Here is a 12729-nt window from a genome sequence, read left to right as displayed (position 1 = left end):
CTTCCTAGATGTACATCAAGATAAGACAGATGATCCACAGGAGGTTGAAGACGCCGCCGAAAGCGGACAAGGACTTCTTAATGGAGCCCAGGTTGGCTGTATCGCCGGACTCTAGGGCTGCCTGCGCCGTGCGCTGCTTAGGAAGGATGAGGAAGAAGAGCAGGCACCACGCGATGATGGCCACGAGGATGGCGATGTGGAAGTTGACCTGGCTCTTGAAGGTTTCGATATCAGACAGGAAGACAGCAAGGCCAAGGACCGGCACGAGCGCGGAAATGTAGCCGTAAGTATTGGTGATGTTGTGCAGGTTACGGGCGGCACCGAGGGCTGTCTTATCGCCCTGTGCTGCGCCCTGCAGCTGCGTCTGGTAGATGGACGTGGAAATGCACACGGGGCCAAGCAGAACAATGGCCGCCGCCACGTGCAGGAAAATGAAAAAAGTAGTCATGGAGGATGCCCTTCAGTTAAGAAAAGTTGCCTTGTTCACCCTAATCAATTTCCCTGCTAGAAATCGAACCGACATTGCCTTCTCATTGCACGCACGTCTGCGCGGGGCAACGGTAACTCGTAGTTCCGGGCGATTTCTGCGAGGCGCCGCGAGTAATCGCAGCGGTTGGCGGGCGGGAGCCACTCAGAGGGGAGGGAATCGGACTTTTCCTGATTGAGCTCCCGGCTGGTCGCCACCAGATTGAGGGGATCGTTAGCAAAGCGGATCTTGGTGTCTTGGTCCCATTCTGCAGCCCCCAGGTCAAAGGCGGCGGAAAGCGGGAAGATGTGGTCGACCTCGATGGGGGAGGTCGCTGAAATCATCTCACCCGCGTAGGGGTCATAAATCGTGCCGGATTGTGGCCGGCAGTCAGCGAAGTCCTCGCTGGCTTGGTTCTCCATGATGGCCTCACGCGTGGTGCATGCGCCGTTGGGCTGCCAGCCGCCGAACTCGTCGCGGTCGTAGCCCGGCAATTCCGCGCGAGCCGGCACTGTGGAGACATCAAAACGCGGAAAAGGCCACGCATACCATGCGATAACGAGAGCGGTTATGCATGATAGCGCGGCCAGATAATAGGACTTCATGCCCTATTGGACTCCGCGAGGTGCGGGAAGGTTCCTACTTGTTATCGGAAACCTTTTCTGCTGCTTCCTCGAAGTCCAGGGAGTCGTCCTTCTCAACGAGCTTGGCAAGCTTCTCGGCTTCCTCGAACTCGTCCAAGACCTCCTGGTCTGGCTGCTTGGTAGCCAAGGTGACCAGAACGGTAACGAGGAGTGCGGAGAAGAAGCCCGGAACCATCTCGTAGAGGGAATCGCCAAGCGGGGACATGCCCCAGCCGATGGCGACGACTGCACCGGTAACCATACCGGCGATTGCACCGGTTGCGTTGAGGCGCTTCCAGTACAGAGCCAGGATGACGAGCGGACCGAATGCGGAACCGAAACCAGCCCATGCGAAGCCGACCAGGCCAAGGATGGAATCGGACGGGTTGATGGCCAAGATTGCGGCGATGACCGCGATGGCCACGACGGCGGTACGGGACAGGTTAATCAGGATGCGCTCGTCAGGCTTGCGCTTTGCGATGATGAGGTAGAGGTCCTCAATCAGGGAAGAGGAAACCACGAGCATCTGGGAGGACATGGTGGACATGATCGCTGCCAAGACTGCGGTCAAGATGAAACCAGCAGGCAATGGGTGCATCATGGCCTGAGCCATATCCAAGAAGATGGTCTCGAAGTTCTCTTGGTCAGTAATGGTTTCACCGAACTGGGTGAAGTACACGGTACCGGTAAGCGCAACGAAGATAGCGCCGATGACGGAAAGACCCATCCAGGTGATGCCGTAGAAACGGCCCTGCTTGGCGTCGGAAGGCTTACGCAGTGCCATGAAGCGCACGATGATGTGCGGCTGACCAAAGTAGCCAAGGCCCCAAGCGGCGTTACCAACGATAACACCAGCAGAAACGCCAGCGAAGAGAGAGAAGTAGTTATCGTTTGGCTCGAGTGCGCCATCGGTGGCGTAGCTGTTTTCGGTAGCGAAGGAGAAGATCGCGCTGGCATCGTCAAGAGCGAAAAGCGCCATGATTGGCACGATCAGCAGGGCGACGAACATCAGCATGCCCTGCATAGCGTCGGTGTAGGACACTGCCAAGAAGCCACCGATGAAGGTGTAGAAAATGGTCACTGCGGCGATGATCAACATACCGGTGATGTAGTCGCCACCGAAGGTGGACTCGAAGTAACGACCACCGGAGACCATGCCGGAAGAGACGTAGAAGGTAAAGAAGAAGATAATGATAACTGCGGAGATAATACGCAGCATGCGCGACTTATCGCGCAGACGGTTCTCGAAGAAGGAGGGGACCGTAATGGAATCGCCCGCAACCTCCGAGTAAGCGCGCAGACGCGGCGCAATCCACTTCCAGTTTGCCCATGCACCGATAAGGAGGCCGATAGGCATCCACAGCTCGGAAAAACCGGAAAGGAAGAGCGCGCCAGGCAGGCCCATGAGCAGCCAGCCGGACATATCAGATGCGCCGGCGGAGAGAGCAGCTACGAATGGGTGCAGGCCACGGCCGCCCAAAACATAATCGTCGTATTCGTCGGTTTGTTTGTAGCTCCAGTAGCCAATGGCTGCCATTACGAGGAAGTACACAATCATCGCAATGACGTACCAAGTTGATTCTTGCACGTTTCACTCCTTGTAGTGATTTATCGGACATTGTTACGTTAACGGTGACTTAAGGTTCACCCAAGCTAAAATTCAGCTGTGGCATAGATCTCCGGTGATGTTTTTCACCGTCTAACTGCGTAAAGACGTGAATATAACGAGCTTGTAACAAAACTATACAGGGCTGCTATGCTGGCCGTTATGGCTTCTTACCTTGTGCATGGCCTTTGGCTGCCGGTTTCGGGGCTTGGTCTATGGATTGAGCAGGTAGAAGGACACAAGATTGTTATGCCTTCGGCCGTGCCAGAAGGGACGTTTCCGCAGGCAATTGATGCCATCCTGGCTAAGAAATCCTTCCGGAACCGGGCGCGCGTATCACTACGGACTCCAAAGGGCAAAGACGTCTCGCTCATGGTGCCCATGGCCATGTTTGCCCCAGAAGAAGCAGTAGAAGCCCTAGCCCAGCTGGAATACCTAGACCATCATCCACCGGCATCGATTGCCCCGGATCTGCACTGGCTCATTCACGCATATAGTGGCCTGAGCAAGTTTGTCCGCGCGGGCAGGGTGACGTTCCGGTTGGCGTACCAGGCCAACGAGTGGTTTCCCATGTGGCAGCTGGCCTCAGGTTTGGGTGAGCGCGGTTGGCTAGCAGAAATGATGGCCGCGGCCCCCGGGATTCTCCATATAAATAATAGAGCCCTTTCAGATGACCTCGCGGATGAACTGACGCATTGGATTGCCAACCGGGAATTGCAGCCACTGCTTAATGAGCCCCGGCCCATGCCTTGGCACGACTTCGCCCGCGCATTGCTGACGACGGCCCCTATCCGCCGCGGCCGCGCGCAACTGCTGCGTGGGCTCAATGAATGGAAAAATTCCATTTACCAGGTGGAACTCCAACTCGTCTACATCGTGGAGGAACCGGAGGAACAGGATCCAGAAGACGCAGCGTGGCCGATTCGTGTGCGGGTGCGCTCTGGAACGGATTCGCCGCGGCCGGTATCGGCGGAGGAGCTGGATAGGGCGAGCATCGAGAAGCTGCGCGAAAACCACCGCAAGGCCGTGCATGCGGCACCGAGCCTGGGCCAGAGTACGCAATTGCCCCAGCCCGGCGACGGCGATTGGGATGTCTACCTGGACACGGAACAGCTCACGCAGTTTATTGCGCACGAGGTGCCCGAGCTGAAAAAGCGGGGCATTACCGTCATGCTGCCCAAATCGTGGGCGCAGATGGATACCAAGGCCAAGCTGGAAACCCGTGAGGCCAGGGACCCGGCCGAGGCCGCCACGAAGAAGCACATCGGCATGAATCAGCTCGTGGACTATAACTGGCGCATGTCCGTGGGCGATGTGGAGCTTACCGAGTCCGAGATGGACGAGCTGGTCAATTCCAAGTCCGGGCTCATTCAGCTGCGCGGCAAGTGGGTCATGGCCGATACCCAGGTCGTATCCAAGGTCTCGTCCTATATGGAGGAGCTGGCGGATAAGTCCCGCGAGCGCGCCAAGAAAGAGCTCGAGCAGCTGGCGGCCTCGGCGGAGATGGCCAAAAAACTCAATGAGCCGGGATGGCAGCAGCTCATGGCGGAGGTCGAGCGTCGCCGCGCGGAGTTCAATGAGAAGAGTGAGCACCAGGTCACGGTGGCGGAGCTGCGGGAGCTGGCGCTTGAGTCGATGGCCCAAGAGCCCATCGAATTTACCGGCAGCACATGGCATACCGCGTTGCTCGGCGGCATGGATACGGTTGCGCCTAAGCGCGTGGACATTCCGGAGACCGTGCATGCTGAGCTGCGCGAGTATCAGCGTACTGGCGTGGACTGGCTGTATTGGATGTCGCGCAATAACATCGGTGCCGTGCTTGCCGATGACATGGGGCTCGGCAAAACACTCCAACTACTGTCCCTTTTGGCGGTGGAGAAGGAGCGCGGTGAACAAACCGGACCCACCTTAGTAGTCGCACCGACTTCCGTGGTGGGTAACTGGGCTCGCGAGGCGCGTCGCTTCGTGCCGGATTTCGAGGTCATGGTGCAACACGGCGCGGGGCGTCCGAGCGGGGAGAAGTTCCTCGAGGCCGCAGGAAAAGCAGATCTCGTCATTACTACCTATGGCACCGTGAGCCGGGACTTTAACCTCTTGGGCGAGGTGTCTTGGCAACGCGTGGTCCTCGATGAGGCGCAGGCCATTAAGAATTCGGCCACACGTTCCTCCAAGGCGGTGCGATCGCTGCCGTCTGAACACCGCGTGGCGCTGACCGGTACGCCGGTGGAAAACCGCCTGTCCGAGATGCGGTCCATCTTGGACTTTTGTAACCCAGGGATTTTGGGCACGGCGTCCTTTTTCCGCAATCACTTTGCCAAGGCCATCGAGCGCAATAATGATGAGGAGATGTCCGAGCGCCTGCGCGCGCTGACCGCGCCTCTCATCCTGCGCCGCGTCAAGACCGATCCCAATATCATCGATGATCTGCCGGAAAAGTCCGAGCAGATTCTTACCGTATCCATGACCACCGAGCAGGCCGCGCTGTACAAAGCGCTGGTCAATGAGGTGAAGAAGAGCTTGGAGGATGCTACGGGCATCAGCAAGCGCGGCATCGTCTTGGCCTCGCTGACGCGCATTAAGCAGATCTGCAATCACCCGGCGCATTACCTGGGGGATGATTCACCGGTGGTTATCAAGGGCAAGCACCGCTCGGGCAAGGTGAAGGAGCTGATGCGGATTGTCGATGCCGCTACCGAATCCGGCGAGCGCCTGCTGATCTTTACGCAATACAAGGCCTTCGGGGCTATCCTGCAGCCCTACCTGAGCGGGCAGCTGGGCCATGAGATTCCCTTCCTGCACGGCGGGGTGACGAAGAATAAGCGCGACCAGATGGTGGAGGACTTCCAAGCCGATGATGGCCCACAGGCGATGATCCTTTCGCTCAAGGCGGGCGGCACGGGCCTCAACCTAACTGCGGCATCGATCGTGGTGCACATGGACCGCTGGTGGAACCCCGCGGTGGAAAACCAAGCCACGGACCGCGCCTTCCGTATTGGTCAGCGCCGTAACGTGCAGGTGTATAAGATGATTACCGCTGGCACGTTGGAAGAATCCATTCAAGACATTTTGGATGGAAAGACGCAGCTGGCTGGTTCCGTCGTCGGCGAAGGCGAGGGCTGGCTCACGGAATTGGAGCCGGACCAGCTGGCAGAGCTCATGAGTTACCGGGGAAAGGAGTAAGCGGATGGCCGTTAAGGGCGATGACAATGTCATCTACGCAAACTTTGGTACCCGCAAGCGCGTGAGCACCCCGGATGAGGTCAACCATGTTGACCGCAGCGGGCGGCTACTGTCCAAGACCGCAGCCCGGATTTCTTCCTTTACCAGCCATGATGCGGACCGGGGACGGATTACCCGCGGGCGCCAGTACGCCGAAGGCGGTCACGTCGTTGGCTTGGAGATCCGCAACGGTGCCATCCATGGGCGCGTGGCCGGTTCCCAGAACGAGCCTTTTTCCGTACTCATCCAGCTGCCGTACCGCGATAATGACGATATTGCGGCACTCGCCGGCCAATTCGCGCGCACGCCGAATTCCGTAGCGAATGCGCGCAAGGGCCTGTTGTCTGAGGAAGCGCTGGATACCTTGTTTGCCAGCGAGGTCGAAGATCTGCGGCTATCCTGCACCTGCCCGGATTCCGCGTATGCCTGCAAGCACATCGTGGCGGTGGGAGATAGGCTCGCCACCCGCGCGGATGCGGATCCCGCCGTGATTTTCAATATGCGCGGGCTGGACTTTGCGCGCTTGGAAAAGGCCGTCATGGAGCAATCGCAGCAGGTCTCTCGAGAAAGCTTTGGAGCTAGCGATTTATCCGCGGAAGAAAAGAACGACGTGTTCTGGAATGGCCGCGAGATGCCTAAACTGCCGCACCCCAAGGTTGCCCCAGCGCTGGAAGATTCCGATCCGGACCTCTTGCGCAAGGCCCTGCGGGCCGTATCGCATACCAATATTGACCTCTTGCGGGCCGTGTCCGATATTGAAGACCTCTACTACCACTTAACGCACTGATTATGATTGCAACGACCTTTATCCACACGTCCGACTTCCAGCTGGGAATGACCCGCTGGTTCTTGAAGGGGGAGGCGCAAGGTCGTTTCAACGATGACCGCGAGTCCGCCATCATGCACCTAGGCCAGCTCGCGGAGGAGGTCGGCGCGCAGTTCATCGTCGTGGCGGGCGATGTATTTGAACACAATGCGCTCTCCCGAGAAATTTTGGCCCGCGCTACCGAGATGTTTAAGCGCTTGCCCGTGCCGGTGTATGTGCTGCCGGGAAACCACGATCCGCTGGTCGCGGACTCGGTATTTTATCGCACCAGCGCGGATAACGTGCACGTCATCGCGGATTCAGAACCCATCGCGGTGGGCAAGGGCGTGGAATTGGTGGGGGCGCCGTACTTGTCCAAACGCGCCAACCACGACTTGGTGCGCCAGGCCTTGGAGCCGCTCGAACCCACGGAGGGAATCCGGATTGCTGTGGGCCATGGACAGGTGGATTCGCGTACTAGCGGGGGAGATGCCGATACCATCGACCTGGAATTCGTAGAGCAGTGCTTGGAGCGTGGGGTGATCAATTACTTGGCGCTGGGCGATACCCACTCGACGGCCAGCCTGGGAAAGACCGGCCGCGTCTGGTTCTCTGGGAGCCCGGAGACCACGGACTTTAAGGAATGCTCCACCGGTGGCGGCGAGGCCGATTCCGGGAACGCGCTGGTGGTAAGGATTGAGGGGGAAGACATAGACATCGATAAGCGCAGCATCGGGCGCTGGACGTTTGAAGCCCTCGATGCCTCCGTCAATTCCACCGAGGATGTCGAGCGCTTCCTGCGCAGCTTGGAAGAGTACCCGGATAAGGTGCGCACGGCGATTAAATACAGCCTGCAAGGGACCCTTGGCATTGCGGCGCACGCCCAGCTGCAGCGCGGGCTGGATGAGTTGGAGGCGGTCTTTGCCTCGCTGCGCCCGCGCGAGCGAACCATGGACCTGTTCTTGGAGCCTAGCGAAGACGAACTAGCCAACCTGGACATTTCCGGCTATGCCGCCGACGCCCTGCAAGAGCTGCTGGAAAACCGCGAGGATCCGGTGGCCCGCGACGCCGCCAACCTGCTATTTCGCTTGGAAGGATAAACCACATGCGCATCCACAGCTTAGAAATTAAAAATGTCCGCGGCATCGAGCATTTAGTGTTGGATGACCTTCCAGAAACCGGGGTGGTGGTCATTCACGGCGAGAACGAGGCCGGTAAATCCACCATCGTGGAGGCCCTCGATGTGGTGCTGACGGAAAAGCACACGGCGCGCCCCAGCGGTATCCGGGATCTGCAGCCGGTGGGCAAGGACGTATCGCCGGAGGTCATTGCGGATATTTCCGTGGGGGAATACCGCTTTCGCATTGCCAAGCGCTGGCTGCAGAAGAAGTACTGTGAGCTGGCCATCTCGTCCCCGCGCCACGCACAATATACAGGCCGCCAGGCCGATGACGAGCTGGAACGGATCTTAAGCGAGAACATGGATCGCCAGCTTCTTGATGTCCTCTTTATGCGCCAAGATGACTCCAATGACGCTATCTCAGCAGTGGGCATTCCCTCCTTAACGCAGGCCCTCGAGCAGGAGTCCGGCCTGGCAGAGGACGAGGTATCCGGCGATGATTCCCAGCTTTTGGGCAAGGTAGATAAGGAATACAAGCGCTACTACACCGAAAAGACGGGCAAGGCAGCCGGCGAGTATAAAAAGGCCCAGGAGACTGTGGAGCGTGCCGAGCAGGAGTTGGAGGAAGCTTCCGCTGCGGTGCGCGGGCTCGATTCCGTGGTGGAGCGCTACGAGCACCTGGAACGCCAACAAGAAGAAGCCGAAGCGCAGCTACCCGCGGCTCGCCAGGACCTCGCCGAGAAACAAGCCGCCGCGGACGAAGCCGTGCAGGCCCAGCACCAGGTGGATGCGCACAAGGCCGAGCTCATCCGCGCCAAGGAGGATTTCCAACGCGCTAAGGACGCGCAATCTAAGCGCCAGGAGATGGCCGAGGCACTCGAGGACGCAGGCACCGCACAGTCGAGCGCTGCGGATAAGCTTGCGACCGCCCGCGAGAAGGCCGCGGAGGAAAACGAGAATAAAGAGGCGGTGGAAAAGAAGCTGGCTACCGCCAAAGAGGACTACGCCACCGCGCGCACAACGCTCAAGCAGGCGCGGCTGCATCAGGACAAGGAGACCTTTCAGCGCCTGGATAAGCGCCTGCTCAAGGTAGAGGAACTGGCACGTGGCGTGGGGAAGGCTCAGGCGGAGATCGCCCAACGCGGGCGCGAGATGACCGCCGCGGATGTCGAGGAACTCCGCAAGGCGGATGCCGATCTCGGCTTGGCCAAGCGCCTGCACGATGCCACCGCCGCCAAGGTGGAATTTTCCGGGCCCGAGGGCGCGGAGATTGGGGTGGATGGGAAGCTGGTGGACATCGGCAAGCAGCCTGCAGTTGAGCTTGTCGATGGCCGCGAGATCACCATCGGCGATATCACCGCCCGCTTTGTGGCCGGTGCGTACTCTTCCGATAAGACCCAGCGCGAGGTGGATCAGGCCGAGACGCGCCTGCAGGAGCTTTTCGATGCCACCGGCGTGGCATCCATCGCCGCCGCCGAAGCTCTGTACAAGGCACACAGCGAGCAGAATGCCGGGTTGGATGCCGCCACGCGCAAGCTCGAGAGCGAGTTGGGGCCGGATGATTTGGGCGAACTGCGCGCCCAACACGCGGCGCTGAAGGAGAAGGTCGCCGGGCTCGATGATGCCCCGGTCATGGATTTATCCGCTGCAGAAGAAACGGAGGAAGAGGCGCGCGAGCTTGTCGATGCCCTCGACCGCGAGCTTATTCCCTTCCGCGATAGCCGCATCGCCCACGACGTGGTGCGCTTGGAGGCCGAGCTCGCGGCCGCCACCGAGAAGGCCGAGCGCGCCGAGCGCGAGCTGACCGAAGCGCGGGAGAAAACCTCCGATGCTGGTTTGGAAGGAGAAGCGGAGCGGCTGGGTGCGCTGGTAACCCGAATGCAGGAACAGCTATCTGAGATGGAGGCCGTGGACCTAGCCACCGCTCAGAGCTTGGTGGAGGGCGCGCAATCGCACCTGGAGTACCTGCAAAATCAGGTGCAAGATTCCAAGGTGGAACTGGGCAAGCTGTCGAGCGAGATTAATTATCACTCCGGCGCGGCAGAGCGCGAGCAGCAGGCGCAAGCGGAAGCAGAAATGGCGCAGGCAGTGCTAGAAAGCGTGAAAAAGCGCGCGCTGGCGGCACGCTACCTGCGCGAGCTGCTGCTCAAACACCGCGATGCCGCGCGCCAGCGTTATGCCGAGCCCTTCGTGGCGGCACTCGCCCAGCTGGCCCGCACCATCTACGGCGGGGACATCAGCTTTGAACTGGCAGATGATCTTTCCGTCACCGCACGCACCCGCGATAATGAAACGGTGGCCATGACCAGCCTGTCTGGAGGCGCGCGCGAGCAGCTGGCCATCCTTACCCGCTTTGCCATCGCGCGCTTGGTGGCGGGGGAGGAAACCGTGCCGGTCATCGTCGATGACGCGCTGGGTTCTACCGACGCGCACCGCCTGCAACTCATGTCCACTTTGTTCTCACAGGTAGGCCGCGAGAACCAGGTTTTGGTCTTTACCTGCATGCCGCAGCGCTATTCCCGGGTGCCTGGGCGCAGCGAGCGCGACATCGCCACGCTGAAGGAGGTAATCTAGTCCTTATGTCTGAACAAACCCGCTGGTTAAACGATGATGAACAGGAGCTATGGCGCCTATTACTGGCCGCGACCCGCAAGATAGATAGGGGCATGGACGAGACGCTCAAGGCTGGCGGGGAGATCTCCGTCTCCGAGTTCGCGGTCTTGGTATCCCTTTCGGAAGCCCCAGATCAGCACCTGCGTTTGCGCGACCTGTGCACGGAGCTCGCCTGGGATCGCTCGCGCGCCTCCCACCAGGTCACCCGCATGGAAAAGCGCGGGCTCTTGGTTAAAGAAAAAACCACCGATGATGGCCGCGGGGTCAACGTGCATATCACGGAGGCAGGGCTCCACCACCTCGAGCGCGCGGCCCCCGAGCACGTGGAATCCGTCCGCCGTTTGGTCTTCGACCACCTCCACGAGGATGACGTTCCCGCACTCAAGCGCTTTTTCCATGGGGTATTGCAGGTCAATAACATCCCCGGCTATTCGGGATTCGTCCCGGATTCTTTATTGAATGGAGGAAAATAATACCGCCATGATGGGACAAGAACTTTTCGAGCACCCTAAAAAGCAGTATAAAACGTATGGCTTGACGGCCTTGGGCGAGCTGGGCCAGCGCATTGGTGATCCGGAGGCCTTTGCCGAGGATCGCGCCGATGCCGATCAGATTGCCGCGATGGAAGAAGCCTTAGAAGCCTATCCCGATTCCGCGGTGACCTTTGATGAGGATGCCGATGCCTGGATCATGGGCGCGGAAGAGGACATCGAGAAAATGTTCGCGGACCGCGAGGCGTTCCTCGAGGCTTTATTGAATGATGAAGATCCAGGGATCTAATGCCACCGCGGAGACCATAAACTGTTAAGATACTTTTAGTTAATCTTCGGTGAAGCGAGAGGTTTTATCATTATGAACGAGCGCGAGGCTCAAGAACAACGCGAGGCGGCGGCCCGCCAGCAATCCGAGGGCTGGGTTTCCGTTTTTGTCCAGTGGATCCCCTGCATGCTGCTAGCCCTAGTGCTGGTTGGCGCCATGTTCTTTGGCATGTACTACATCGAGCACGGCACCTTGGATATCACCCAGCCGATCACCAACGAATTCATCGTTGAGTAATCCTGCGCAGTAGAACAATCCGGCCTCCCCTTAGAAAGTGGGAGGCCGGACTTATTTTTATTTCTTGAGCACCTGGCGCCAGGTCATCTTCTTGCCATTATTCAAGATGGCGCGGCGGTAGATGCGCGCAACAACGATGAGAATCAGCACGGTAACTACAGCGAGGACCGCATAGCTTCCCGTTAAGCCCAGCCAGCTCATATTGCCGCTCGCGACTTGGAGGGGAGCGACCAACATGGAGACTGGCGGCACCCAGCCCATGACCTGCATCCAGGTGGCATCCAAGTTCGTCCAGCCAAACATGGTGATATACATGGTGGCAAAGACGAGGAGCAGGATGGGCGTCTGCGTCGATTGCAGATCCTCGGTGCGCTGCACCATGGAGCCAGCTGCGGCATAGAGGCTGCCGAAGAACAAGAGGCCGAGGATTTCCCCGACGAGCAGGGCAGCGATTAGACCATAATCGAGCTGGATTTCGCTCGCTGCGCCAGTAAATGCCAGGGAAGCCACGCCGCCGGCCAGGATGAGGAAGGTGCCGAGCAGCCCGATGATGGTATTGCCAATGACCTTGCCGGCCAAGAAATCCACCGGGCGCACCGTGGAAAGGATGATTTCGACCACGCGCGAAGACTTCTCTTCTGTAACGCGCCCACCGATGAGCCCGGCGAAGGTCATGATGGAAAAGACCACCACCATGGAGGCGATAAGGACAATGGCAACGGTGCCCATCTGGGCCTCGGAAGTCTCATCGGCTTCCAGATCGACCGCGGTCACTTCGGCTGATGGGGTGGCGGCGGCAAGCTCTTGGGCATCAATATTCAGCGTATTTAAGGCCTCTGCCTGCGCCTGCGCTGCGACCACCTGATTGACCGTGGTGGAGATGGTGGTGGAGGCAGTGCCGTTGGCCAAAAGCTCCCACCCCTCGTCGCCGGCGGGCACGAGCGCGGCGTCGACATCGCCGGCATCGATAAGCTGCACCGCGCCATCCCGGTCATCGGCGGCCTGGGCCTCCAGCCCGGAATCAGCGAATGCGTCTGCCTCCATGCCCACCACGGCGACGGAATCTGGTTCATCGTCACCACCGGAGAGCAAGTCAATGATAATGGGGGTGGCGATGGCACCAATGATAAGCAGCAGCATCATGATGACAACGGATTTGGTCTTAAGAGCAACCGCCATTTCGCGCTTGGCGACGGTCCCTATGGTCTTCATTGCCGAATA

At 59.2% G+C, this 12729-nt stretch carries 11 protein-coding genes; 7 read left to right on the top strand and 4 right to left on the bottom strand.

From position 1 onward, the window contains the following. Positions 1-4 precede the first annotated feature (4 nt). The 3 genes from ABRP64_RS00445 to putP are packed head-to-tail and all read right to left on the bottom strand — an operon-like array spanning position 5 to position 2677. A complete protein-coding gene (locus tag ABRP64_RS00445; RefSeq protein WP_284769874.1) occupies positions 5-448 on the bottom strand; it encodes a DUF2269 domain-containing protein in 444 nt (147 codons plus the stop codon). A gap of 56 nt (positions 449-504) precedes the next feature. Next, a complete protein-coding gene (locus tag ABRP64_RS00440) occupies positions 505-1071 on the bottom strand; it encodes an HNH endonuclease family protein (RefSeq protein ID WP_284769873.1) in 567 nt (188 codons plus the stop codon). 34 nt (positions 1072-1105) lie between these two features. Beyond that, on the bottom strand, positions 1106-2677 hold the full coding sequence (putP, locus tag ABRP64_RS00435; protein ID WP_349865032.1) for a sodium/proline symporter PutP: 1572 nt from the start codon (positions 2675-2677) through the stop codon (positions 1106-1108). 180 nt (positions 2678-2857) lie between these two features. Between putP and ABRP64_RS00430 the strand changes: the two genes are divergently transcribed. The 7 genes from ABRP64_RS00430 to ABRP64_RS00400 all read left to right on the top strand — a co-directional run bounded on the left by ABRP64_RS00430 (position 2858) and on the right by ABRP64_RS00400 (position 11508). Further along, positions 2858-5875, top strand: a complete 3018-nt coding sequence (locus tag ABRP64_RS00430) for a DEAD/DEAH box helicase (RefSeq protein WP_502880494.1) — start codon at positions 2858-2860, stop codon at positions 5873-5875. Positions 5876-5879: 4 nt separating this feature from the next. Further along, positions 5880-6701: an SWIM zinc finger family protein gene (locus tag ABRP64_RS00425; protein ID WP_284769870.1), complete on the top strand. Its 822-nt coding sequence runs from the start codon at positions 5880-5882 to the stop codon at positions 6699-6701. Between the two features lie 2 nt (positions 6702-6703). Next, the gene (locus ABRP64_RS00420; protein ID WP_284769869.1) at positions 6704-7819 is read left to right on the top strand and encodes a metallophosphoesterase family protein; all 1116 of its coding nucleotides are present in this window, start codon (positions 6704-6706) and stop codon (positions 7817-7819) included. A gap of 5 nt (positions 7820-7824) precedes the next feature. Continuing rightward, positions 7825-10413 (top strand): AAA family ATPase, encoded by a 2589-nt coding sequence (locus tag ABRP64_RS00415; protein WP_349865028.1) that lies wholly within the window; start codon positions 7825-7827, stop codon positions 10411-10413. 5 nt (positions 10414-10418) lie between these two features. Then, complete coding sequence (locus ABRP64_RS00410; protein WP_023026318.1) at positions 10419-10925, top strand: MarR family winged helix-turn-helix transcriptional regulator; 507 nt, start codon at positions 10419-10421, stop codon at positions 10923-10925. Then, positions 10912-11232 carry a molecular chaperone GrpE gene (locus ABRP64_RS00405; RefSeq protein WP_284782544.1) on the top strand — a complete coding sequence of 107 codons (321 nt, stop codon included), beginning with the start codon at positions 10912-10914 and terminating at the stop codon, positions 11230-11232. Before ABRP64_RS00410 ends, ABRP64_RS00405 begins: the two co-directional genes overlap by 14 nt. Before the next feature lie 72 nt (positions 11233-11304). Next, positions 11305-11508, top strand: coding sequence for a hypothetical protein (locus tag ABRP64_RS00400; protein ID WP_005282344.1), 204 nt, complete (start codon positions 11305-11307; stop codon positions 11506-11508). Between the two features lie 57 nt (positions 11509-11565). Here the strand turns inward: ABRP64_RS00400 and ABRP64_RS00395 are convergent, their stop codons facing one another. Continuing rightward, positions 11566-12720 carry an ABC transporter permease gene (locus ABRP64_RS00395; RefSeq protein ID WP_349865026.1) on the bottom strand — a complete coding sequence of 385 codons (1155 nt, stop codon included), beginning with the start codon at positions 12718-12720 and terminating at the stop codon, positions 11566-11568. Between the last annotated feature and the right edge of the window lie 9 nt (positions 12721-12729).

It is taken from the genome of Corynebacterium sp. KPL4015 (assembly GCF_040225725.1).
Taxonomy (GTDB): Bacteria; Actinomycetota; Actinomycetes; order Mycobacteriales; family Mycobacteriaceae; genus Corynebacterium; species Corynebacterium rhinophilum.
Note: the sequence above shows the minus strand (reverse complement) of the source record. Positions and strands in the feature narration are given on the sequence as shown.

What these genes read in the sequence shown, in the direction of transcription:
- ABRP64_RS00430 (WP_502880494.1), top strand. Translation starts at nt 2,858, where the DNA reads ATGGCTTCTTACCTTGTGCATGGCCTTTGGCTGCCGGTTTCGGGGCTT.
- ABRP64_RS00395 (WP_349865026.1), bottom strand. Translation starts at nt 12,720, where the DNA reads ATGAAGACCATAGGGACCGTCGCCAAGCGCGAAATGGCGGTTGCTCTT.
- ABRP64_RS00405 (WP_284782544.1), top strand. Translation starts at nt 10,912, where the DNA reads ATGGAGGAAAATAATACCGCCATGATGGGACAAGAACTTTTCGAGCAC.
- ABRP64_RS00400 (WP_005282344.1), top strand. Translation starts at nt 11,305, where the DNA reads ATGAACGAGCGCGAGGCTCAAGAACAACGCGAGGCGGCGGCCCGCCAG.
- ABRP64_RS00425 (WP_284769870.1), top strand. Translation starts at nt 5,880, where the DNA reads ATGGCCGTTAAGGGCGATGACAATGTCATCTACGCAAACTTTGGTACC.
- ABRP64_RS00420 (WP_284769869.1), top strand. Translation starts at nt 6,704, where the DNA reads ATGATTGCAACGACCTTTATCCACACGTCCGACTTCCAGCTGGGAATG.
- ABRP64_RS00445 (WP_284769874.1), bottom strand. Translation starts at nt 448, where the DNA reads ATGACTACTTTTTTCATTTTCCTGCACGTGGCGGCGGCCATTGTTCTG.
- ABRP64_RS00415 (WP_349865028.1), top strand. Translation starts at nt 7,825, where the DNA reads ATGCGCATCCACAGCTTAGAAATTAAAAATGTCCGCGGCATCGAGCAT.
- ABRP64_RS00410 (WP_023026318.1), top strand. Translation starts at nt 10,419, where the DNA reads ATGTCTGAACAAACCCGCTGGTTAAACGATGATGAACAGGAGCTATGG.
- ABRP64_RS00440 (WP_284769873.1), bottom strand. Translation starts at nt 1,071, where the DNA reads ATGAAGTCCTATTATCTGGCCGCGCTATCATGCATAACCGCTCTCGTT.